Annotated in this window: 14 protein-coding genes and 1 pseudogene; 8 read left to right on the top strand and 7 right to left on the bottom strand. The window is 36.3% G+C overall.

Annotated elements, in window-relative coordinates; all coding sequences use genetic code 11:
- Window positions 1–148: 148 nt before the first annotated feature.
- From ACWPVO_RS05730 to ACWPVO_RS05715, 4 genes are all read right to left on the bottom strand, one after another.
- A complete protein-coding gene (locus tag ACWPVO_RS05730; RefSeq protein WP_060799957.1) occupies window positions 149–946 on the bottom strand; it encodes a metal ABC transporter permease in 798 nt (265 codons plus the stop codon).
- Window positions 933–1,607: a metal ABC transporter ATP-binding protein gene (locus tag ACWPVO_RS05725; RefSeq protein ID WP_454207137.1), complete on the bottom strand. Its 675-nt coding sequence runs from the start codon at window positions 1,605–1,607 to the stop codon at window positions 933–935. The genes ACWPVO_RS05730 and ACWPVO_RS05725 overlap by 14 nt, the downstream gene beginning before the upstream one ends.
- A 3-nt stretch (window positions 1,608–1,610) precedes the next feature.
- Complete coding sequence (locus ACWPVO_RS05720) at window positions 1,611–2,906, bottom strand: metal ABC transporter substrate-binding protein (protein WP_454207135.1); 1,296 nt, start codon at window positions 2,904–2,906, stop codon at window positions 1,611–1,613.
- Between the two features lie 81 nt (window positions 2,907–2,987).
- On the bottom strand, window positions 2,988–3,623 hold the full coding sequence (locus tag ACWPVO_RS05715; protein ID WP_454207133.1) for a ZinT/AdcA family metal-binding protein: 636 nt from the start codon (window positions 3,621–3,623) through the stop codon (window positions 2,988–2,990).
- 378 nt (window positions 3,624–4,001) lie between these two features.
- Between ACWPVO_RS05715 and msrB the strand changes: the two genes are divergently transcribed.
- The 3 genes from msrB to ACWPVO_RS05700 all read left to right on the top strand — a co-directional run bounded on the left by msrB (window position 4,002) and on the right by ACWPVO_RS05700 (window position 7,539).
- The gene (gene msrB, locus ACWPVO_RS05710) at window positions 4,002–4,943 is read left to right on the top strand and encodes a peptide-methionine (R)-S-oxide reductase MsrB (RefSeq protein WP_454207131.1); all 942 of its coding nucleotides are present in this window, start codon (window positions 4,002–4,004) and stop codon (window positions 4,941–4,943) included.
- Between the two features lie 257 nt (window positions 4,944–5,200).
- Window positions 5,201–6,124 (top strand): glutaminase A, encoded by a 924-nt coding sequence (glsA, locus tag ACWPVO_RS05705; RefSeq protein WP_412446183.1) that lies wholly within the window; start codon window positions 5,201–5,203, stop codon window positions 6,122–6,124.
- Window positions 6,125–6,135: 11 nt separating this feature from the next.
- On the top strand, window positions 6,136–7,539 hold the full coding sequence (locus ACWPVO_RS05700; protein WP_454207129.1) for an alanine/glycine:cation symporter family protein: 1,404 nt from the start codon (window positions 6,136–6,138) through the stop codon (window positions 7,537–7,539).
- A 640-nt stretch (window positions 7,540–8,179) separates the two neighbouring features.
- Here ACWPVO_RS05700 and ACWPVO_RS05695 read toward each other — a convergent pair.
- Window positions 8,180–8,851 carry a flavin reductase family protein gene (locus tag ACWPVO_RS05695; protein ID WP_005955248.1) on the bottom strand — a complete coding sequence of 224 codons (672 nt, stop codon included), beginning with the start codon at window positions 8,849–8,851 and terminating at the stop codon, window positions 8,180–8,182.
- Between the two features lie 48 nt (window positions 8,852–8,899).
- Complete coding sequence (locus ACWPVO_RS05690) at window positions 8,900–10,231, bottom strand: YjiH family protein (RefSeq protein WP_454207127.1); 1,332 nt, start codon at window positions 10,229–10,231, stop codon at window positions 8,900–8,902.
- Window positions 10,232–10,430: 199 nt separating this feature from the next.
- On the opposite strand from ACWPVO_RS05690, the gene ACWPVO_RS05685 reads away from it, so the two are divergent.
- Together ACWPVO_RS05685 and tnpA are read left to right on the top strand one after the other, a co-directional pair.
- The gene (locus ACWPVO_RS05685; RefSeq protein WP_454207125.1) at window positions 10,431–11,654 is read left to right on the top strand and encodes a helix-turn-helix domain-containing protein; all 1,224 of its coding nucleotides are present in this window, start codon (window positions 10,431–10,433) and stop codon (window positions 11,652–11,654) included.
- Window positions 11,655–11,810: 156 nt separating this feature from the next.
- Window positions 11,811–12,284 (top strand): IS200/IS605 family transposase, encoded by a 474-nt coding sequence (tnpA, locus tag ACWPVO_RS05680; RefSeq protein WP_005955379.1) that lies wholly within the window; start codon window positions 11,811–11,813, stop codon window positions 12,282–12,284.
- A 115-nt stretch (window positions 12,285–12,399) separates the two neighbouring features.
- Here the strand turns inward: tnpA and ACWPVO_RS05675 are convergent, their stop codons facing one another.
- Window positions 12,400–13,299, bottom strand: a complete 900-nt coding sequence (locus tag ACWPVO_RS05675) for an alpha/beta hydrolase (protein ID WP_454207123.1) — start codon at window positions 13,297–13,299, stop codon at window positions 12,400–12,402.
- 218 nt (window positions 13,300–13,517) lie between these two features.
- Here ACWPVO_RS05675 and ACWPVO_RS05670 point away from each other — a divergent pair, with 218 nt between their 5' ends.
- The 3 genes and pseudogenes from ACWPVO_RS05670 (at window position 13,518) to ACWPVO_RS05660 (ending at window position 23,311) form a co-directional block, all read left to right on the top strand.
- Entirely contained in the window at window positions 13,518–14,075 is a 558-nt protein-coding gene (locus ACWPVO_RS05670) for a helix-turn-helix domain-containing protein (RefSeq protein ID WP_195445175.1), read from the top strand.
- 255 nt (window positions 14,076–14,330) lie between these two features.
- Window positions 14,331–15,653 (top strand): magnesium transporter, encoded by a 1,323-nt coding sequence (gene mgtE / locus ACWPVO_RS05665; RefSeq protein WP_454207121.1) that lies wholly within the window; start codon window positions 14,331–14,333, stop codon window positions 15,651–15,653.
- Window positions 15,654–15,866: 213 nt separating this feature from the next.
- Window positions 15,867–23,311: pseudogene (locus tag ACWPVO_RS05660) on the top strand (S-layer homology domain-containing protein).
- The last annotated feature ends 391 nt before the right edge of the window (window positions 23,312–23,702 follow it).

The raw sequence follows: 23,702 nt of genomic DNA, 5'->3' as shown, positions 1-23,702 counted from the left end.
CTAAATAAAGATGATGGGAGCGTTTTTATAAATATAAATTAACACCTGAGAATATAATAAGTCAATGTTTTAATTTTGTACAAAATTTTGTCGATATATCACTTAAAACCACAAAAGAAAAGTCTGCAAGTTATCTTGCAGACTTAACTTATTTCTTGTTTTTTAGTTTTGAAATCAAGAGGCAAACTAGCATTCCTAGGGAGGCAATAACTACTATTGCTCCACCTGGTTTTAGGTCAAAGTAGTAGGACAGAATGACACCACTTAGGGTGTAAATAAGTCCAAGGACCAGGGTGTTTAGGAAGGTTGCCTTGTAGGATTTACTTATTAATAGTGATGATGCCACTGGTAAAACTATAAGTGATGTCACCATGAGGGCACCAATTATTTTGGCTGAAAGGGCAATGGTAAGGGCAGATAAAAGTGTGAAGATTGAATTTATTCTCGCCACATTTACCCCACTCATCTTGGCAAGTTGTGGATCAACTGCAATGGAGAGGAGGCCAAAATAATAAATTAAAGAAATTGCAACAACAAGTATAAAGGTTATGAGGACGATTATAACGTCAGCCTTTGATACTGATGCAATACTACCAAAGAGATAGGCGTCAAAGCTGCTTCCTCCTGGCGAAAAGTCTGACAAGAGGGCAGCAAGTCCCAGCCCCATAGAGGTTATTATGGCTGTTGCCATGTCACCAAACTGTGGGAACTTCTTCCTGATTTTTTCAATGGAAAAGGCTCCAATGACACAGGCAAAGATGGCACCAATTAGGGGATTTATTGAAAGGATTAGTCCCAAGGCAACCCCAGCTAGTGAAACGTGAGATAGGGCATCCCCCATCATAGAAGTCCCACGATTTACTATTACAATCCCAATTAGGGGAATTATTATGGAAATCATAAGGGAAACTAAGAGGGTCCTAATCATAAAGCTATACTGTAACAAGTTCAAGACCTCCCTTCTTTAATTCGTAAAATTTATCCATTTGCAGGTTGTTTTTCACCCAGTCTAGTTCGTGGGTTATTAAAATTATGGATACGTCAAAATTTTTGTTTAAGTCTTCAAGAGTTTTGGCAAATTGCCTCTTTGAACTTTCGTCAACGCCAGATGTTGGCTCGTCAAAAATTAAAATTTCTGGATTGTTCATAAGGGCCCTTGTGATTAAAACCCTTTGTCTCAAACCACCAGACAGGTCCCTTATAGGATAGTCTGCGTACTTCTCAAGATTCATCTTCTTTAAAAGTTCCATAGTTTTGTCGTAGTGGATCTTTCTTGGAATTTTTATCATACCCATGCTCTCATAGAGTTGTAGGGTTACAAGCTCCTTGACTGAAATTGGGAAAGTATATAAGTTTTCCTTTTGTGATTGAGGAACGTAGCCGATTTTTTTCAGTGAATCTATATTTAGGTCTTCTTCAAAAATTTTTATTTCTCCAGACCTTAGCTTGAGCTCCCCAATAATTATTTTTATTAAAGTTGTCTTGCCAACTCCGTTGCCACCGATTATAGTGATCTTCTCCTTGTTCATCAGGGTTAGGTTTAAGTCCCTGAGAACTGGATCCCTATCATAGGCAAAGTTGGCATTTTTTATTTCAATAGCCTTCATATATCACCTCAATGATTCGTATAAATTTTTCAAATTGTATTCCATCATGTCTATAAAGTCGTCTCCAACGTCCTTTTCGATATCCCTGTTAATATATTCCATGGATATTAGGCCTTTTAGGTCAGCACCAATTTCTTCTGCGATTATGTCTGCCCCATTTTTTGGCATACCATATTCGTAAAAGATTGTATTGATCTTTCTATCCCTTGCGTCATCTATGGCGCTGGTGATCTTCTTTATACTTGGAGAATCTGTACTTGTTAGGCCTTGGAGAGGATATTGGATGAGGTCAAAGTCCTTGGCAAGGTAGGCAAAGGCAAAGTGACTCACAATAAATTCCTTCCTCTTAGTTTTCTTAAAGAGGTCCCTGTACTTGTAGTCAAGCTCTGTAAGCTTTCTCAAAGTCTTGGAAGCATTCTTCCTGTAGAGGCTTTTATTCTCTGGATAGAGCTTGGACATCTTGTATTCAATATCATTTACATATCTCTTGGCATTTCTAATACTCATCCAAGAGTGAGGATCGTAGGTTATCTTGTCCTCGTTAGTAGTTGAAGTATCACGAAGGACATCAAGTTTCATAGGATCTCCATGGGCATCAAGCATCTTATAAGAAAGTAGGTCTGTGGAAATTCTGTCGCTAAACATAATCCACCTTCCCTTCTTAGGAAGCTTGTAATAAATTTCTCCATGCTCGTGGCCCATCTCAAGCTTGTAAGTCTTCCTATCCTCAACCTTAATTACAGATTTTTGTGGAATATCTTCCCCAGGGTCCTCCATGATCCTTCGTCCCATCTTAACAAGGTCCTTTTCAGAGTAGTCCTTGTCGCAATAGAGGAAGGCAATCCTCATGTTGTCTTCGTGAGTGTGACCAAAGTCAAAGGAGTAGGTTTCCTTGTCAAAGTCGCCAGCCACCATGTATTGGAAGTCTCCAATGGCAGCAGCCCCCTTGTAGGAAATTAAATTTACCCCACTGGCAAGATTTAGGATATCCAAATTTGGAAGGGTATTTGCAATTGAGTCTGCCCAGTGTTCCATATTTGCTCCATTTATAATTAAAAGGTCAGAATTTGACAGGTCCTTTATCCTTCTTGGAGTTGGCTCCCAGAGGTGGGGGTCCTGGTTTTTTGGCATGAGGATCCTTAGGTCCACAGTGTCGCCAACTACGCTTTTAGTTAAGCTGTAGACTGGATAAAAGGAAGTGTAGACGACAGGTTTTGCCTTGTCATCCTTTTCTGCCTTACAAGCAACTAGAGAAAAAGCCAAGAGAAATACAGTCATAATTTTTATTATTTTTGACATAAAGTCTCCTTTCTCTTAAAAAAATTTATCCCCGATGAACATCAAGAGATGAAACATCGAGGATAGAAAAAAATAGAAATATTATTCAGCAACTTCTTCGTAAACTTGATCGATAGTTACTGTTGGACTAACAAATGTTGGGTACCAGTCATCCTTAGCTAACATTTCTTCAGCACTTCCTCCAACTCTTAAGTGGAAGTGTGGCATGTGGTCTTCGCCGTGAACTGGCATTAATAAAATTGTTGGATATTTTCCATTAGAAGAAAACTCGTACCAATAAAGAGTTTTTCCACCGTGTTCCATTGGGTGTTTGTCTACAAGTTTGTAGTCAGCCTTGTCAATTTCGTCTCCTTCAGGTCCAGTTAAGAAAGTTATGCTATCTCCATCAACCTTTAGGGCTCCAAAATCAACTGCAACGTGATCAGCAAAATTCTTTTTAGCTTGATCTTCTGTGATGTTGTCTCTCTTAGCAACTTCCTCGTAAGCTCCCTTTAGTCCAGGATCATCAAGATAGTTGGCAATGTTATTCCATTCTCCGTCCCAGTCAGAAAGAGCAACTTCATCAGTAGCCTTATCTTCAGCCTTAGCCTCTACATTTTGTTCAACCTTAGTGTTGTTCTCTTTAGGCTCATTCTTAGTTTCTTCCTTATTGCAAGCAACAAGAAGTGTTGCAGATAGGGCCAATAGGCCTAGTGACAGTCTAAATTTTTTATTCATAATTCCTCCTTAATATAAGTTATCTAATATTTTGCGAAGAAATTAAAGAAATTGTCGGGAAAAATTTCTTTTATATGAAGGATTTACAAAACATTAATAACTTGTAAATGATACGTATTATCATTTTGATAAAACTAGTATAACAAGTAGAAAAATTTTGTTTTAAAGAACTTATCCAATTTTATTTAATAAACACTAAAGATTATTGTTTATAAAATTATTTTGATCTAAATATTTAATCAACTCACAAAAATTAAAGAATAATCATGAGTCCAAGCTTAGAAAAATTATTAATGACAAAGCTCTCCCCCAAAAGGACTTCAAGAAGATCTTATATTTATTTATCAGTTTTTGGGTAAAGGTAGCTTAGGTGATAAAATGAAAAACATAAAAATTATTTATCTTGCAGGGGGATGCTTTTGGGGAACTGAAGGCTACTTCAAAAGAATAAAGGGAATAAAGAAGACCATGGTTGGTTACGCCAATGGAATTAGCGACGAAACAAATTATGAATCTGTGGCAAGAACAGACCATGCAGAGACAGTAAAGATTTATTACGACTTCTCTCGCATCTCCCTTACAGAGATCCTCTTCCACTACTTTAGGATTATTGATCCCAAGTCTATTAATAGGCAAGGCAACGACGTAGGAAGACAATACAGGACAGGAATTTATTGGGAAGAAGGAGACGAGGAGTCAGAAAAAACTGTCAGAAACTTCATGGCCTATGAAGAAGAAAGGCTTGGCAAGCTCGCAGTGGAAATCTCTCCTCTTAAAAACTTTGTAAAGGCAGAGGACTACCATCAAGACTACCTCGACAAGAATCCCATGGGCTATTGCCATGTCAATTTGAGCTTAGCTGATGACCCAATAATTGATGACGAAAGAGAATTTTTAAATAAGAACAAGAGAGAAGCACTTGATGACACATCCTATGAAGTCATGGCAAATTCTGGAACGGAAAGGCCCTTCACAAGTGACTTAAACCATGAACATAGGAAGGGAATTTATGTAGACAAGCTTTCAAGAAAGCCACTCTTTGTATCATCAGACAAGTTTGATGCAGGTTGCGGCTGGCCATCCTTCTCAAGACCAATCATCTCAACCTATCTCGATGAAGAAGTGGATACTTCCTATGGGATGGTTAGGACAGAAGTGAGGTCTAAGTCATCAGACTCCCACCTTGGCCACGTCTTTCCTGATGGACCAATAGACATGGGCGGACTTAGGTACTGTATCAACGGCGCAGCCCTTGACTTCATCCCCTATGAAGACATGGATGAGGAAGGCTATACTGACTACAAGATATTTGTTAAATAAAAATTTTTTGGACCTAATTTAATATTAGGTTCTTTTATTTTGCAAAAAGAAAATTATAATTAAAAAATTAAATAAGGGGCTAAAGTAAAGACAAATAAAAAAATTTAAAAATAAATAAATAAAAATGATTTCCCATAAGCTAGTTTAAATGGAATACACATTACAATGCTAAATTAACAATTGAAAAAGACAGTTTGTTGTGATAATCTAAATACACGGGAAAACAATTCCAAAAATAAAAAGAGGAGGTGATATTGATGATTTACTCAGAAGAAGTTTTGGGGAAGGCTCTTAATTTAGGTAGAAAATATATACACGAAGGAGCTGTTGCAGATTATATTCCTGAACTTGCAAAGGTAGATGCAAATAAGCTTGCAATTTCTACAATAGAAGATGGAAGTATTTATAGTGTTGGGGATTCTAAGGTTAGATATTCAATTCAGTCAATTGTAAAGGTAATTCTATATGCTCTTGCCATGGAAAACTACAAGGTTTCAGAACTAAAGAAATACGTTGGAGTTAGGCCATCGGCTAAACCTTTTAACTCTGTAATTGAGTTGGAACTTTCAGAAAAGAAAATACCAGTCAATCCTTTTATCAATGCTGGTGCAATTATTATAGTAGCTATTTTATATAACGTTTATAGAGAAAAAACCTTTGATGTAATACTAGAAAAAGCTAGCCAATTTTTAGGCGAAGATGTAGATTACAGCAGAGAAATTGCCCAGTCAGAAAAGGAATCTTCCTTTACAAACAGGACCCTAATCTACTTGATGTTAGCTAAGGGAATCCTGCCAAGTGACACAAAGGTAGAAGAAGTATTAGATACATATTTTAAGGCTTGTTCAATCCTTGTAAACACAGAGAACCTAGCACACATGTCCTATGTTATTTCTAATAATGGACTAGACATAGAAGGTAAAAAAGTAATAAGTCCAAACGAGGCTAGAGTTCTAAGATCCTTGATGGCAACCTGTGGAACCTATGACTACTCAGGCGACTTTGCCATAAGAGTTGGGCTTCCTGCCAAGTCAGGAGTTGGTGGCGGCATTGTAACTGCATCCAACAACAAAACGGGCCTTGCAGTATATGCACCAAGACTTGACACTCACGGCAACTCCTACTCTGGAGTTAGGATGTTAGAATACTTATCAGAAGAATTAGACTTATCAATTTATTAGAGAGGTAAAATATGAGAGAATTATTATCTGCCGTTAATGGAGTTTTATATTATCCAATATTAATCATAGTATTACTTGCTTGTGGATTTTATTTCACAATTAGAACAAAATTTATACAATTTGGACTTTTAGGCGAAGCCTTTAAAGTTATATCAGAAAAGCCAGAAGGAAAAGACGACGTATCTTCCTTCCAAGCACTAATGGTATCAACAGCATCAAGAGTTGGTACAGGTAATATTGTTGGTGTTGCCAACGCAATCTGCCTAGGTGGACCTGGTGCAGTATTCTGGATGTGGATCATTGCCCTAATCGGTGGTGCATCAGCATTTATAGAATCAACACTAGCACAAATTTATAAAAAACGTGGTTCGGATGGAGTATCCTACGGTGGACCATCTTACTACATTGAAAACGCACTTGGCTCAAGAGGAATTGGCGTTCTATTTGCAGTAGCACTTATTGCAACATACGCAGTAGGATTTAACATGCTTGCATCCTTCAACCTACAAGACTCCTTTAGAGTATATGACTTCTACGTTCCAGGAAAAACTTCTTGGATGATAGGTGCAGTTCTTGCAGTATTAGCAGGATATTGTATTCTTGGTGGTGGAAAGAGAATTATAAAATATACATCTTTACTAGTACCAGTTATGGGCGTTATCTTTGTAATTATGGCCCTTATAATGATAGTTATAAATGTAAAAAATATTCCAGCAATGTTTGGTATGATTTTTGAAGACGCATTTAACTTCAAGGCAATCTTTGGTGGAGTTGCAGGTTCAGCTTTAGTACAAGGTATTAAGAGAGGACTTTACTCTAACGAAGCTGGTATGGGTTCTGCTCCAAACGCAGCAGCATCAGCATCAGTATCTCACCCTGTTAAACAAGGTCTAGTACAAATGATCTCTGTATTCCTAGATACACTTGTTATCTGTTCAGCAACAGCTTTTATGTCACTAGCATCAGGCATTGCTCCAACAGAAGAATTAGCAGGAGCACCATTTGTTCAAGCATCACTAGCAACAGTATTTGGAAGATATGGAAACCTATTTATCACAGTTTCCCTTGCACTATTTGCCTTTACAACCCTACTTGGTAATCTATACTATGTAGACTCTTGCTTAACATACCTTAACAAGAAAACACCTTCAAAGACATTTATGCTTTGCTACAGAATTATAGCAACAATCCTAATCTTTGTAGGAGCAGGTATGGAAATGTCACTTGCATGGGACATCGCTGACTTCCTAATGGGCGTTATGTGCTTAATCAACATCCCAACAATCATTATCCTTGGTGGAACAGCACTTAAGGCACTTGACGACTACAAGAAACAAAGAGAAGAAGGCAAGAACCCAGTATTCAAAGCAGAAACAATTGGCATTGACACTTCAAAATTAGACTACTGGAAATAAATAATATAAGAATAATTGTAAAATAAAATAATTTATTAATGGATCTAAGCCAAGCTTAGGTCCATTTTTTGACGTTTTTTATAAAGTTTCATGGTATTTTGAAAATAAATTGGTCTAATATATATTATAGAAATAAAATAACAATGAACTTATAGATGGTTTGTATATGATAAGAAATTGTTAAGCTAATAATTGTTATAAACTCATAAAGATTTATGAAGTCGTAGAAATTTATAATCTTGTAAATTTATACAGCTTAGAAAAAAACTGTGATGAAGAAGATTATTATGAATTAATAAAAGGCTCTAATCTAGTGGAATGCTATGACTTAATAAAAGACTCTGGTCTAGTGGATTGTTATGACTAATTAAAAAATATGAGAGAGTAGATTATTCTGAATTAACTGTTAAGGATAAGTTTAATAAAATCCAGAAGTAAGCTTAATAAGTCTTAGAATAACTAGGATTTAACTAAAAAAATAAGACCCAAAGAACAAGCTGAGAAGAATTATAATGCAAAAAATAAAACCCATGTATAGTCATGGGTTCTTGTGAGAAATATAAAGAAGGGAGCGTGAGAGAAACACGCCCACTTTTTATCTAAATCCTATATTTAATACTTTTTTTATTCCTTACCTGCCTTATTTACCAGCGATACCTTCAAGTCCTTTGTCAACAAGAGCTTGTTTTTCTGGATCAATTTTTGGAGTATCCATTGTGAAGGAGTTGTCCACAACTGTGAAGTCAAAGTAGCCAAGTCTTGCAACTGGTCTGATGTTAACTATATCAATCTTATCTTCGTCAGTGATGAACTTGTCATCTATGTGGATTCCAATAACTTCACCAATAATAATGTCAATTGTGTTAAGTGAGTCAACACCTGGAAGTCTAATTGTTTGAACGTATTTGATTTCGTATTGGATAGGTGAACCCTTAACTCTTGCAACGTCTACAAGCTTAGATTCTTCTTTTTCAAGACCGCAGTGTTCGAATTTGTCCATAAAGTCTTCACTTGCAATTGAAGATTCGTTCATTGCTTGTGCAAGGTCTTCAGTTACCATGTTGTAAACAAATTCTCCAGTTCTTTCGATGTTTTTAACAGTGTTTTTTCTGTCCCCAAATACATTTTGATTAGCTGAGAATAAAACTAGTGGTGGGTCAAAAGTTAGGTTTGTGAATTGTGAGTAAGGTGCAATGTCGTCTGTTCCGTCTGGGTTCTTAGTTGAAATCCAGCCTATTACTCTTGGCACTGAACATGATTTAAATGGGTTCTTCTTTAGTCCGTGGTTATTTTTCTTTGGTTCGTAAAACATAATTATCTCCTTTTTCTATAAAAATTTTAAAACAATAAACTTTCTAAATTATTTGATTAACAAAAATGCTATAGGCGTAGTTATTAAGAAACAGAATACAGTTCTTTCAAACCATATTATTACTAGGTCCTTAATAGAAACATCAATCTCAGATGCTACAATTGTAGGTATTGTAGTTGAGAACATAATTACTTGAGCAACACTCATTACGGAAATTATAAATCTTGTAACTAGAGGGGCCTTTGTTACCACCATTACTGGTAGGAACATTTCAGCAAGTCCTAACATAGCTGCCTTTGCTGCTAGTAGTGGCTCAGGTATTCTAAGTAAAAGTGTAAGTGGATATAAAATATATCCAAAGTAGTCAAATACTTGTGTGTAGTTCGCAATTATAAGTGCAACTAGACCAATTGACATAAAGTTTGGTAGAACTTCAAATACTAGGTTAAAGGAATCTAAGACATTCTTAGTAGTTCTTGGAACAACAGGTCCTGCTTCCTTGCAAAGTGTAAGTCCTTCATTAAGTGATGCCATAAATAGGTTGCCTTCAAGTTTTTCTTCTGGGTAACCTTCCATGTCCTTGTAGTACCTATTAGGTGTTGTTGAAATAGGTGGAATTCTAACTGTTATAGCACTAAGTGCAAAGGTAACAAATAGTGAAACAAAAACATATTCGCCCCAATATTCCATTAGATCAGTTGTGTTGGCAATAACTATTAAGAAAGATATTGCAACTGTAGTAAAGCCTGTTACTACCGCCACAGCTTCTCTTTGTGTGTACTTTCTTTCCCTGTATAGGTCGTCAGTCATCATTACTCCAACAGCAGTTGATCCCATAAAGGCTGCTACTGCAATTACTGCTGTCCTACCAGGAGTCTTCCAGATTGCTCTCATTATAGGTCTCAAAAAGTTTCCTATAAAATCAATAAATCCGTAGTCCATTAAGAAAGTTATAAAAATTGCTGAGATTGGAATTAATGTACCAACTTGTATTGCTAGTGAGTTAAATAAGAATGGACCATGATCATCTCTTGCAACTGCTTCTGGTGCGTAACCAGAGAATAAATAAAGTGTGAAGAATGCTCCGATTAATTTTGTGAAAGAGAATATTATAGTGACCTTGTCGGTTTTCCAAGTTCCCTTTACAAAAGGTCTAAAGGCACCTATCATAATTATGATAAAGGCATAAGCCGTTGCAACTTTTGGTAAGCTGTTAATAAAAAGTGAAATTACATATTCTAGTGGGATTGTTGATTTGCCATCCACCTTAATAGGTACGAAAAAGGCAAATATTCCAATGGCACTGAGAATAATAAACTTAGCAAGTAATTTCGGGTCTTTGTAAAGCTTCTCTTCTCTATGTATTATTTTTTCTTTCATATGTTTCCTCCTTTTGATATGATAATAACCTTTTCCTCAGAACAAACACATGGAATATATTGCTTTCGATTTTAAAGTTTTTGCTTTATAATATAATCATGATAAAGTGATTGGGATTTTATAGATAATAAATTTTTTATAATTTATTTGATTTAGGATAGAATAGTAAAAAAAATTTAAAAATATAGAGAGGAAAAAATTGGGAGACAAGTTACTTTTATACGACATAATAACAAAGGAATATATACACAACCTAATATACGGAGACCTATCAAGGGCAAAACTTTTTCAGTCCACCTTTAACCAGTATCAACTTGACCTTGAAACCAACTACATACTAACTATTATGTATGATGACTTTTGGAAAGTCTGCAAAAATCGCGACAACCACTGCAGGTATATCTTAAAAAGGAGACTTCTTGAATACACGAGAGAGATAATTAAGGACTACAAGACTATCTCCACTACCCTTACGGGAACGGACAAGGTAATAATTTTTTTGGATTGTCAAGGAAGGACTGAGGAAGAAGCCTTTGACCTGAGCCAGGAGTTAGCAGAAAAAATTATTGGTAACCTAAAGAAGGAGATGACTCATACAGTTAGTATTGGGATAAGCTCCTATTGTAAGTCCAACAAGGATCTAGCTAAGGGCTATGAAGAATCCTTTAACTGTCTGGAAAATATTTTTAACAAGGGAAGGGGAAAGATTTTAAGGCCCAGACCCATAGACGTAAATATTGACCAAGACTACAAGTCCAAGATTGATAAAAAAATCTATGAACTCCTAATAAAAGTTGGCTTCCAAGATAAAGAAGGGTCTTATGACATAGTTGATGAGATTGTCCAAGACATGGTGGAGAGGAATGTAAGTGAAGAGTACATAAAGTCTAACCTCATAAGGCTACTTGTAGAAGTGATAAATTACTTTTCCAGAGGAAATCTAAAGTCTGATCTGTCACTTATTACGGTTAAGAGCATCGAAACTATTATTGGATCCAATAACATTGACGGCACTAAGAATGCCATAAGGAGAACACTTGACTTAATATCTTCAGGACTTGAAAGAGAAGATGACCACGAACTTGCAATGAATAACGCCAAGGCTTATATTGAAAAATATTATACGAGGGACATTAGCCTTGATGAAATATCTATGGTGGCAGGTTATAGTAAGAGTCACTTCTCCAGGACCTTTAAGGAAAGAATGGGGATCAACTTTTCAAAATATCTAATAAGGGTGAGGATAGAAAATGCTGAAAATTTGATAAGAAGGTCAGATAAATCAATTTTTGACATATCCCTGGAAGTTGGTTTTAATGACTATTCCTATTTTTCTAAGGCCTTTAAGGATGCCTATGGACTTAGCCCCAAAGATTATAGAAAGAAAACTAAAAAGAAAATAGAAAATGCCAGAGAGGGTTAAGTCTCTGGCATCTTTTATTGTACGCTTTAGCATGAATAAACCACCAGCTATGCTGGTGGTAGAAAAATAAAGCTTTAGCTTCAAGCAAAAAACCTCCCGTGATAAACTATTAATGTTACTGGCAGTAGCATAAATAGAAAAGGGAGGTATCCTAAAATGGATAAAAATAGTTTATCACATACATCCTGGAATTGTAAGTATCACGTAGTATTTGCTCCAAAATATAGAAGACAAGTAATTTATGGAAGGTTAAAACAAGATATAGGAAAAATATTAAGGGATTTATGTGACAGAAAAGGAATAAATATAATAGAAGCAGAATGCTGTCCAGACCATATTCATATGTTGTTGGAAATTCCACCGAAATACAGCATATCTCAAACAATGGGATATTTAAAAGGGAAAAGTAGTCTAATAATATTTGATAGGCATGCAAATTTAAAATACAAATATGGGAATAGACACTTTTGGTGTAGAGGATATTACGTAGATACAGCAGGAAAGAATGCGAAAAAGATACAAGAATATATAAAAAATCAATTAAAAGAAGATTACATGGCAGATCAAATAAGTATAAAGGAATTTGTAGACCCGTTTACGGGTGAGCAAGTGAACAAAAGCAAAAAATAAGGTGCTTTAGCACCAGCTGTGAAAATTGGTGCACGAGAAAGAAAGTTCAAAGCATGGAATGCTGCCGGTAACAGCCCCTTATAGGGGCAAAACAAACCACCGGCTTAGCCGGTGGTTATGATTTTAAAATTCTTATAATTTCCTCTTGGGCCTCTTTGCCTTCTGGGAAGATTGACAAGAGTGGATAGCAGTGGCAAAGTCCTTCCCCCACTATTATCTTGTAAGCCACCTTGTATTTTTTTAGGGCTTCTTCAAAAAGTGGTGCAAAGGCATAGATAACTTCGTAAGACCCAAAGTAGAGGTAGGTCATAGGGAAGTTGCTAAAGTCTCCCCTATAGGGATAAAGCATGTAGTCAGGGATATGTTCTCCCTTAGTCAAAATTTCTCGCGCAGTGTCAAAATACTTGTAGTCAACTATTATGTCCTTCTTGTTTAATTCCTTGAGCCTATCCATGTCGAGGTCCTGAGATAGACAGCCGCCGGCAGATGATGCGATGATTTCTCTTGGCATCTTCAAACTCAACTTATTTGCATTTATATAAAGGCCGATACCCAGGGCAAGTGATGCTCCAGATGAAAAGCCCAAAATAGAAAGGGGCTCTTCCCCATAGGTTTTTGTCATTTCTTCATAGACTCCTGCAGTTGCAGCATAGGTTTCCACTATGGTCTTGTCGATGCAAAGGGGATAAAAATAAAACCAGACGTCTTTTCCAGTCTCGCGACAAATTTTCTTGGCAAGACTTAAGTCCCTCTTGTCTGGATTTGTTATGTAGCCACCGCCAAAGAGGTACAAAATTGACCCAGGATTTTTATTTTTTGAATGTATTATAATTAATCTTTGGGACAAAAAAGTCCTATCCTCATAATAAATATCAGCTTCATCTTTTAGCTTGAAGCTTGGCTTTTGATTTTGCCTTCTGGCATAATTTAAAATCTTATCCTTTGGCAAGAGAAAAATTTTTTTAATTCTAAGTGCCCTTACTAGACCTGCTATAACTTTATAAGAAATGCTCATAACAACCCTCCTATCTTCAATCACATATTATCACTTTAACAAGAAAAAGATTAAAAATTTTAAGAAAAAGGCTCTTCAAAATAAATTTTTTTATAAAAACTAGGGAAAAAGCCTCCGCAACCAAAAGTTGCTGCCCATTCGCTTGTTAGACAAGTATATTTTTGTTATCATTTCTTACATAAAATGAAATTTTAAGAGAATAAAAGCGAGTGAAAATTATGTACGGAGAAAAAATAAAAGCAAAGAGACGAGAATTAAATCTCTCCCAAGAAGACCTTGCCGACAAACTTTTTGTAACAAGGCAGGCAATTTCAAAATGGGAAAATGATAAGGCCACACCAACAATGACTAACTTGAGAGAACTCTCCGAAGTCTTTGGTCTTGATATGGCATACTTTATCGGTCAAGCTGTGGAAGAAGAAAAAGAAAAGGATGAAGCAATAGAAGAGAAAAAAAGCAAGGGAAAAATTCTCGGAGAGGGCCTTTGGGACATCTTCATCTATGCCTGCCTTTGTGGTCTGGGAATATTCTTTTTCTCAGTCTACTACTTTCTCTTCGTAGAAAGTTATCTGGGCAAAGACCCAAAAGACATGCCTTATCTTGTCCTTACAATCTACATGATTGTAGCCCTAATAGCCTTCCCCCAAGCCTACAAAGATATAGGCGACAAACTAGATGACTTTGATTACAACTTGTTCTCCAAAGTGGCCCTTCCCCTAGTCTACCTTCTCTCTCCCCTAATAGTCTTCTATCACATAATAAAAAACAAAAAATAAAAACTAAGTCCACCTCAGGAGGTGGATTTTTCTTTGGGAAAATAAAAAATAGTTTAATAAGTCAATATATGTTAAAATCATTTTATATGGAGGTGTTTACATGGATACCAGTCGACCCTGGAAAATATGTATGTGCCTATGCGATAAAGAAAGTCTTGTGATCTATACTTAGAGTCTTAATTGCATGTATCTTTACCGCTAGGCAGCGAATTTTTATGCAAAAATTTATAATATTTGCAGAAATTAGGAGGTTACATGAACAACTTAGATAGAGAAAGATTAAAAATCTTGCAAGACAAGATCAACAGGATGGACCCTGTTGACATTGCAGAAAGACTAGAAGACCTATCCAAAGAAGACACAGCCATTTGGATAAAACTTCTAAAAAAAGACCTCTTGGCAGATGCCTTTTCACTCTTGCCAAGAGATAAGAAAATAGAAATGATAGGCTCACTTTCTGAAGATAGGATTATGAGTCTTATGAAAGAACTTGAAGAAGACGAAGTTGTAGATACCTTGCAAGAACTTCCTGCCAATATGGTTAGAAAGTTTATGAACCAATACATCGAAGAGGACAGAAGACCAATCATCAACGAACTACTAGGCTTCCCCAAGGATTCCGTTGGTTCCATCATGTCCGTTGGTTTCATCTTTGTTAAGTCAACAGCTACACCAACACAAGCCTTAGAAAAAATCATTCACTCAGACCTAGATGCAGATAGACTAGAACAAGTTTGGGTTACAAACCAGTCCCTAGTCCTAATAGGCTATGTAAATCTAGCCGACCTTCTTCGTAACAAAAACAAGAACATCGAAGAATTTATGCACCCAATTAACGCCAGCGTTTATGCAACAGATGACCAAGAAGTTGTTGCTAAGCTAGCCTTCAAGTACGACCTATCAGAAATCCCTGTAACAGATTCTGAAGGTAGACTTGTGGGTATTGTCCCAGCAGAATGGGCAATCGACGTTATGCACGAAGAGTACGAAGAAGACTTGGGTAACATCCACGGTATTAGTGAGTCATCACCAGAACACTATTGGGACAAGTCTGTCTTTAGACTTGCAAAGGACAGGACAATGTGGCTTATTATTTGTCTTGTAACAGCAACCTTCACAAGCTTTATTATAAAAAGATATGAGACCCTCTTGGCATCATCAGTTGCCCTTGCAGCCTATATCCCTATGCTAATGGACTCAGGCGGAAACGCAGGAACACAGTCATCAACAACTGTTATACGTGGAATTTATACGGGAGAAATTGAATTCAAAGAATTTGCCAAAGTAATGTTTAAGGAGCTCCGCATAGGAATAATAGTTGGTCTTATACTTGTAATAGTAAATATTGTTAGGATGTCTATCCTCGACAGCGTTAGCCTAGGCGTGACACTAACAGTTTCAGTTACCCTTCTTACTACAATAGTCCTATCAAAAATTATTGGAGGAATCCTTCCTCTTATCGCAGAAAAAACTCACGTAGACCCAACAATAATGGCGGGACCACTTATCACAACAATAGTAGATACCTTAGTACTATTCGTCTACTTCGAAGTGGCAACAATTTTATTAGGTGTTTAAAAAATATTTTGAAGAAGCACAGGCTTCTTCTTTTTTTATGCTTATTAAGATTGTTTTTATAACAAAACAATACTTTCGGCAAATATAATTAAATTTATTCTTATATATATAAAAAAGTGTAGTTTTGTTGTATAATACAAGTATACAAGCATTTTTATGAATAAATTAGAAACAAAAAATTTTTCATTGAGAAAATATAGGAAGGAGAAAAAAATGAAAAATTATTTAAAGAGGACAACGACATTTTTCTTAGCATTACTAATGCTAGTGTCAGTCCCCCTACAAGCCTTTGCTGAGCCTACTTATAACAGTAGTAAGGCAGATATTATTAATAAAAAAGAACCACCTGTTAAGGTTGCAAAACCGAGAGAAGGACAGACGGCTGCGGATTTAATAAAAAATCCCGACCAGCCAGCTATCTACACCCTAAGGACAGACTACAAGGTCCAAAGAGGTGAGAAGTATGAGGTTAACTACCAACCTTATATTGCTAGTGTAGGGGCAGCAGCTACGCAAGCAGAAAAAGATAAGGTCAAAAAGACTATAGACCTACCCACCCTTGCTGGTTATGACGAACCACAAGATAATTTTACAATTAATTACGATACAATTGTGAATAAAGCAAAAGCAGGTACTGAATCTAAAGACGCCAAAAATGGCGACAGGTACAGTGCCAATCAAGATTTTAAATACACGGCTAAAAGCAATAGCATTAAAATCAAACACGTCTTCCAAGACCTAGAAGACTTTACTAAATATACAAATCCAGACGGAAGTGTTGGAGATGAAACTGCACTTTTTACCACTCAAAACGGTAATACTGGTTCTACTATGGAAGTAAGTCCATCGGACAAAAATGATCCGAGAGTAAAAGGCTTTGTTCCGGAAGCTGACCATATAATCATGCAAGTTCCGGAAAATGCTGAGAACTTTATTTTAGAATACCGCTACAACCGTGCCCACTACGATGTAATTTTTGACACTAAAGGCGGAACGGAGCTTCCAGCTCGCACTCTTTACTATGGACAAGTGATTCCAAAAATTGCCGATGAATCTATACCTACAAAAGTAGGAGGCGAATTTTTAGGCTGGAAACCATCTGTTGATTTAACAACAAAGGATGGAAAAACATATAAGGCAAATGAAATAATTGCAGTTGGAACTGGCTCAGCTATCAAAAATCTTGATGCTGACTTAATCATGCCTGCAAGTAAGCTTACTTTCACAGCAGTATGGAAAGACAAGGAAAAGGCTGACTACGCTGTACAATTTTGGGCAGAAAAGGCAGACCACGCAGATGGTGCTTCTCTAGCAGATAAGTACGACTATATAGGCACTCGTGTCTATAAAGACCAAACCACAGGTTCGAGACCAGACCTAGATAATGAACCTGTAAAAGACATAGTCTTTCCAGACCTAGACCAAGCTCGTCTAAAAAAGATATGGGCTAACGCAAGATTTAATCGTACAAAAGATCTTTATCTAAACAAGTTCTATGTTTACAACCAAGCTCTAACTCATGAGCAAAACAAGGATCCTGCAAATGTAAACCTAGTTAAGTCTGTTGATTCAACAGGCAAGACTGTCTACAATATCTACTATGACAGACAAGTCTACGACCTCTACTTCACTGAATCTAATAGTTTGAAAAAAGACAGTCCAGCTAACACTTTCTACCCTGAAATTTGGGGATATGACGAAGCGCAAGGTGAAGCGGTAATGAAGGGTGGACCTGGCAATCTTTACCATTACAAGGCGAGATTTAATGAGATGATGTATAAGTGGCCTAACGATGCCAAACAAACCAAAGGATTCACTCCTGGTTATCAAAGTTTTGGTTGGGGACCAAACTATACTATTCCAAATTGGCCGCTTCATTTGGACACACCTCCATATAGGCTAAATGCCGATGAATTCCTAGACATGGCTAACTATACTAGCTGGGGCGGCTATACTAAACATATAGACAAGGGTGATGGTACAACCATGGATTTAGACCCAACAGACTTTAGAACCCTTTCCTTCGGTATAAAACAGGATAAGCCATCTATTCCTCACCACATGGACTTTTGGATGGACGGATTTAAAAAAGGTGAAACCATCATACGTTACGACCTTGTTAGGACTAAGGCAGATACAGCTGCCAAAGACTATGGCCACAGATACCCGATAGTTACAGGCTTCACTCCTTATGGATATAATCCTAGAAGCGCTTGGCCAGCAATTGCAGAGGGAAGCGAGGAAAATGGCGTGTGAATGAAGAAGGAATTAATGAACTAAACGACGAACGTGATGAAATCACTCCTAACACTTGTGGGACATACTATAACAACTATGGAACTAAACTTCCTATAGGTCAGCTAGACTTTATACCAGTATTCTTTAGCGATTCCGATGAATTTGGCGACGTAAAGGAAGGTGGTCAAGCATTTGAAGAAAATGGCTACCTTCGTTACAAATACAAACGTAATAAGTATCCATTGAGATTTAATTACGACCCATCAAAGATTAAAGATGACTCTGAGTTTAATTCTACAAATCAATTAGATACTTTCTACGAATTTCCTCTAAAGGCTTTAAGCCCTGATTTAGAAGGCAACGAAGAATATAAAAAAGAAAATCCGAAAAACTTATTGGATAATCCAGAAAAGTTACAAGAATTAGGCCTTAAAGACCTTGTTTTCACAGATCCTAAAGATGGTAAGTTAAAAGTCAAAAGACCAGACAACCTTTCAGACCAAATGGTATTCAAGGGCTGGGCACTAGACCCTGCCGGTTCAAAGCTTGTTTGGGAAAATCCAAAAGAGACAATGCCTTTCCACCCAGTTAACCTTTACGCAAAATGGGGCGAACCTGATTATAAATGGAAGGTAACTTTCGATCCAAACGGCGGATCTTTAAGAAATATTAAAGAAGAGAACTTAACTATAAGCCGCAAAAAGATCCAAGAAGGTGACATAGGTCAAGAAGAAATAAATACCTATGCGAAAAAAGAAGCAAATGAAGGCGACAAGCAAATCTTTACCGTTATCCAAAGACAAAAGCTTGTAGAACCGAAATATAAGCCTACAAGAAAAGGCTACGACTTTATGGGTTGGGAAGTCATTCGTTATAAGAAAAATGCAAAAGGCGACTATACAGATGAAATTGACACAAGCTATAGAGACACATATAAGGTTCCTGAGCTTTATTCATTCGGCAACGATGTCGTAGCACCAGTATATCTAAAGGCGATTTGGGTACCAAATGAAAGAGTAGATGTTAAAGTTGAACATTATATGTTGGACAAGGATTATAAATTAGTTAAAAAACTAGAAGACACGCTTGAAGCTAAACGTGCTAACTATTTAGTTGCTACGACAGGTGACAAGCAAGACGACGAATATATACTTGCACCTCATGAAGAGCTGGAAAAGAAATTAACTGGTGATTTAAAGACAACTTATGAAGAATATAATAAGCGAGTAAAGGGAGACAACACCTTCTTCCAACAATTCCGAGTTGAACCAGCACAGATTCTAAATACAGAAACTAATAAGCTTGAAGATAATCCTAAAGTTACTGACAATATCTTTAAATTCTTCTATATACCATTTAGACAACGTGAATACAAGGTCAACTATATAGATGAAAGATTTAAAGGAAAGACAAACGAAGCAGAAGGGGCAATAGTTCCACAAGAATTAGTTTCCAATGGTAACCGTCACTATGATGCAAGGAACTACAGACCAATACCAGGTTGGGTTTTAGCTGAAGGTGAAAAGCCTCAACAACAACTATTCTTTGATGTAAATGAAAAAACAAATGAATTCTTAGGCATCAATGGCACTGGCAAAGATGAAATTACCTTCTATTATAAGGACGTAAGAGTTATAGAAGTTCCAAAAGATGGCAAGACACCAGATGGCTATGTAAGAGTTACATTCAAAGCAGAAAAAGGTGGATCCTTTGGCAAAGATAAAGATGGTAATGATATCATAGAACTTAACTATGATGTAATAAAGGGACTTAAGTCAGATCTACTTCCAGTTCCAAAAGAATTGGCAGAAGGCGAAACTGTAGATAAAGATAAACACTATATCACACCAGAAACTGGAAGGAAATTTGTGAAGTGGGACAAGAATCCACTATTAAATAAAAATACAATTATCAACGAAAACCACACTTTCACAGCATACTTTGAATGGTCAGGCTTAACAGCATCTGGTCTAGTTAGAACAGAAGCCTTTAAAGATCCTGAAAACAAATGGACAAATAACTTTGCTCCAACAATTGATGACTTAAAGAAACAATTAGTTTGGAAAGAAAAAGACCAAGTCAAACCAATTCCAGACGGAACAGATATCAAATTCTTTGATGCAGATGGAAATGAACTAAAGACAGATGAAGACATTTTTAAGTTAGTAAATGAAAAAGGAAAAGCCGATAAAGATGAAGTAGTTCGCAAAGTAAATATCAAGGCTAAAGTTACTTTCAAAGAAGGACAAGATCCACAAGAGCTAACTATACCAATTACAGTTTACAAAAATGTCTACGAAGCCCTCACAGGAACAGAAAAACCACTATTCTTATCACAAGCTGAAAAAGGCGAGTTGAAAGATATAACTGGTGAATATGTAAAGGTAACAGTAAACCCAACAGGAAAACCAGGGGAAAAAGATAGTAAGATCTACTATGTAAATCCAAAGGCCTGGGTAGATATTCCTGAAATTAAATTGACAGATGAAGAAAAAGCTGACCTAGGGTTTACAAATTGGACAGCAGACCAAGCTAAACAAAATGAAAAGCAAGAAGCAAATGGTGTATATGAATTTACAAAACGTCATAAGTTTACTGAAGATACAGTAATTTCACCAGGATTTTCTAAGGATGTAGTTCCTCAAGTAGGCGAAGATAAGCCAAAAGTTCCTGATAGTTATGTAAAAGTTATAGTAGATTTAACTGATAAGGCAAAAATTGAAGGGGAAGAAAAACAAACACAAACCTTCTGGGTTAACCCTACCAAGGAAGTTACTCTTCCAGTAACAAGTCCATCAGGTAAGGAAAAACAAAAAGTTACTATTGAGGGACTTGGAGAAAAAGAAGTAAATTATATCTTTAAAGAATGGCAAAAAGTTAAGACTGGAGAAGCTGATGATAAGTTAACAGATGTAACACCAGCAGTAAAAATTGACTTAGCTAAGAATAAATTTACTGATAAGGTGACTGTAATCGAAGCTTCTTACTTTGAAAGATTTGCAGCAACACCAATTGTTAAACCAATAAAAACTGAAGAGCTTCATACACCTGAAGGCAAGGAAATTACTGATAAAGATTTAATCGACAAAATTACTCCACCAGAGAATAAAGAGATTGAATCAATAACAGTAGTTGAAAGACCAGACCCTTCAAAACCAGGCAAACAAGAAGCAAAAGTAACTATTAAATATAAGGACGGATCAAGTCAAGGAACTAAAGACAATCCAGTCGTAATTCCAGTAGAAGTTCACAAAAATATAATTCCAGAAGCACCTGGCGGACAAAAACCAAAAGACGCTATGGATAATTATGTAAAAGTAATCTTCAAGGCTGGCGAAGGCGGAACAGTAAGTGGCGACACAGTTTACTATGTATCCCCTGAAGTTGAAGTCGATATGACAGACTCAGCTGGAAAGATTAAAAAGACTCCAGAAGTTGGATATATTAGCGGAGACTGGGACACAAGCGAAACTAAGAAGTTAAAAGACACATTCAAAGACCAAACTGAATTTACTTTTAGCTTTACAAAGACAAAAGATATAGTAGAAAAAACAGACGACAATGTTAAAAAACCAGACGGATATGTAGAAGTTATTTTCAAGACAGAAGATGAAAATAAGGGTAAACTTGATGGAGATAAATTAGTAAAAATATACTATGTAAATCCAAAGGCAGACATCAAGCTTGTTGAACTTGGAGAAGGACAAACAGCAGGTGAAAAACAACTTGCAGTTCCCAAAACTATTCCTAATAAAGATTATGGATTTGCTAATTGGTCAGAATCCTTAGACTTAACCAATACAATTACAGGTGATAGAGAATATGTTGCCCACTTCACAAAGGATCAAGTTACCTTGACTTATGTTGCGGGTGGTGCGGAAGGAAATGTACCTGACCCAGAATCTACAAACATTGGTGGAAGAATAAATCTTTCTTCTCCAAGTGGACTAAGTAATGGAAACAAGAACTTTATAGGTTGGATGGTTGATGGAAGTTTATACCAAGCAGGAAGTCAATTGACATTAACAAAAGATAAAACAGCTGTGGCTAAATGGACAGAAGACATATACCCAGCAGATGAAAATGGAAATAAGACAGAAGAAACACCAGAAAATTATGTTAAGGTTACTCTTGTTCCAACAGAAAAGGCCATAGATTCTGCTAATAAGATTTATTATGTAAATCCAGATAAATACCTTACAATTCCGGCAGAAGACCCTAAAGTAAACAATGAGTATCAAGAAAAGGGATATAGTTTTTCACATTGGGATCCATCATTATCTGGAAAATTTGTTGATGGAACTGTTATAACAGCTAAGTACAAAATATCATCAAGTCAAATCATACCTTTAGAACCTGACGCAGGAATTGTTGAAACTAGGGTTGGAATTCAACCTAATGAAAAGGACTACAAGGATAAAATTACTCCTCCTAAGGGAAAGACAATTAAGGGTGTTGAAATTATTGAAAAACCAGACGTGAGTAAAGAAGGAGTAAGTAGTGCTAAAGTTAATGTAATTTACACTGATGGATCTTCTAGCTCAGTTGATGTTACAGTTGTGGTTTATGGAAAGATACCAGAAAAACCTGATAAACCTGACTATCCATACTATCCATCTTATCCAGGCGGACCTATACCAATGTATCCTGAAGTAAGGTATGAAACTATTATTCAAGAAAAGATTGTTAAGGTTCCTGTGCCTGTTTCTGACAACTACTTCAAAGAAGTAAGATACATGCAAGGTTTTAATGGTTACTTCAGACCTAATGATGGTCTTACTCGTGCTGAGGCTGCGCAAATTCTTGCCAACGCTCTTGTTGAAGATGGCTACAAGTACAATCCTAACTTCAAGATTTCTTACAAGGATGTTGGAGAGGCTTGGTACACTAGGGCTGTTAAGATTGTAACTGAAGCAAATGTATTTGCTGGTTATGATGATGGCAACTTTAAGCCACAAGCTAAGATTACAAGGAACGAATGGATCGCAACTCTTAAGAGGTTCCAAGAACTTGGCGATGCTAGTGGCAATAATATGAACTTAAGAGATGACCACTGGGCTAAGGGTGAAATCCAAGCTGCTTTCAATGAAGGCTGGCTAAAGATTTACACTGATGGTCTTGCAACTTACAAGGGAGACGAGTTTATCCCAAGACAAGAAGTTGCAGCTGTATCTAACAAGGTCTTTAAGCGAATTGTAGACAAGACTTACATTGGCAAGAACAACTTGAGTCTTGTAACTTACAAGGATGTTAATACATCTATGTGGGCATACGAAGATATTCTTTGTGCAAGTAACACTTTCTTAGATAGAAAAGATCGTTACATTGCTCACTGGGTTAAGGAAGACAAGAATCAATTTAATATTGACACTAGTGATCTTAAGATTGTTCAAAAGAACTTCCAAAGAAATCCTAGATAAGTAAAGAGAGAAGGCTTAGTCCTTCTCTTTTTTTATTTTATGTTTTCTTAATCTTGTTTTGGTTTAAGATCTCTGTAAAGGCCTTAATAAAATTTTATGATTTTTATTGAGCTTAGTTGAATAGACTATCAAGGATATCTGGTAAGCTTATAAAAAATATTTTCTAATGAAATAAAAATTTTTAGGAATTAGTTATGGAAAAGAGAGTTAATTAAGGGTTATCAAATTTTGTCTAAGAAGATTTTTATGAAAAAGAATTGATGAGAAAAAACTATTTGATAATGAATAAGTTTAGATTAAAAACTATATTTAATAAAAAATAAGAAGGTAAATCAAAGTAAAAGAAGTACAAAAAAGAGAAGGCTTTATGTGGTTAACACAAAGTCTTCTC

The organism is Peptoniphilus sp. Marseille-Q6390 (assembly GCF_965119475.1).
This window is presented reverse-complemented; position numbering and strand designations above follow the sequence as displayed.

Coding starts and splice junctions, on each gene's coding strand:
- ACWPVO_RS05725 (WP_454207137.1), bottom strand. CDS start 1,607: ATGAAGGCTATTGAAATAAAAAATGCCAACTTTGCCTATGATAGGGAT.
- ACWPVO_RS05720 (WP_454207135.1), bottom strand. CDS start 2,906: ATGTCAAAAATAATAAAAATTATGACTGTATTTCTCTTGGCTTTTTCT.
- ACWPVO_RS05715 (WP_454207133.1), bottom strand. CDS start 3,623: ATGAATAAAAAATTTAGACTGTCACTAGGCCTATTGGCCCTATCTGCA.
- msrB (WP_454207131.1), top strand. CDS start 4,002: ATGAAAAACATAAAAATTATTTATCTTGCAGGGGGATGCTTTTGGGGA.
- glsA (WP_412446183.1), top strand. CDS start 5,201: ATGATTTACTCAGAAGAAGTTTTGGGGAAGGCTCTTAATTTAGGTAGA.
- ACWPVO_RS05700 (WP_454207129.1), top strand. CDS start 6,136: ATGAGAGAATTATTATCTGCCGTTAATGGAGTTTTATATTATCCAATA.
- ACWPVO_RS05695 (WP_005955248.1), bottom strand. CDS start 8,851: ATGTTTTACGAACCAAAGAAAAATAACCACGGACTAAAGAAGAACCCA.
- ACWPVO_RS05690 (WP_454207127.1), bottom strand. CDS start 10,231: ATGAAAGAAAAAATAATACATAGAGAAGAGAAGCTTTACAAAGACCCG.
- tnpA (WP_005955379.1), top strand. CDS start 11,811: ATGGATAAAAATAGTTTATCACATACATCCTGGAATTGTAAGTATCAC.
- ACWPVO_RS05675 (WP_454207123.1), bottom strand. CDS start 13,299: ATGAGCATTTCTTATAAAGTTATAGCAGGTCTAGTAAGGGCACTTAGA.
- ACWPVO_RS05670 (WP_195445175.1), top strand. CDS start 13,518: ATGTACGGAGAAAAAATAAAAGCAAAGAGACGAGAATTAAATCTCTCC.
- mgtE (WP_454207121.1), top strand. CDS start 14,331: ATGAACAACTTAGATAGAGAAAGATTAAAAATCTTGCAAGACAAGATC.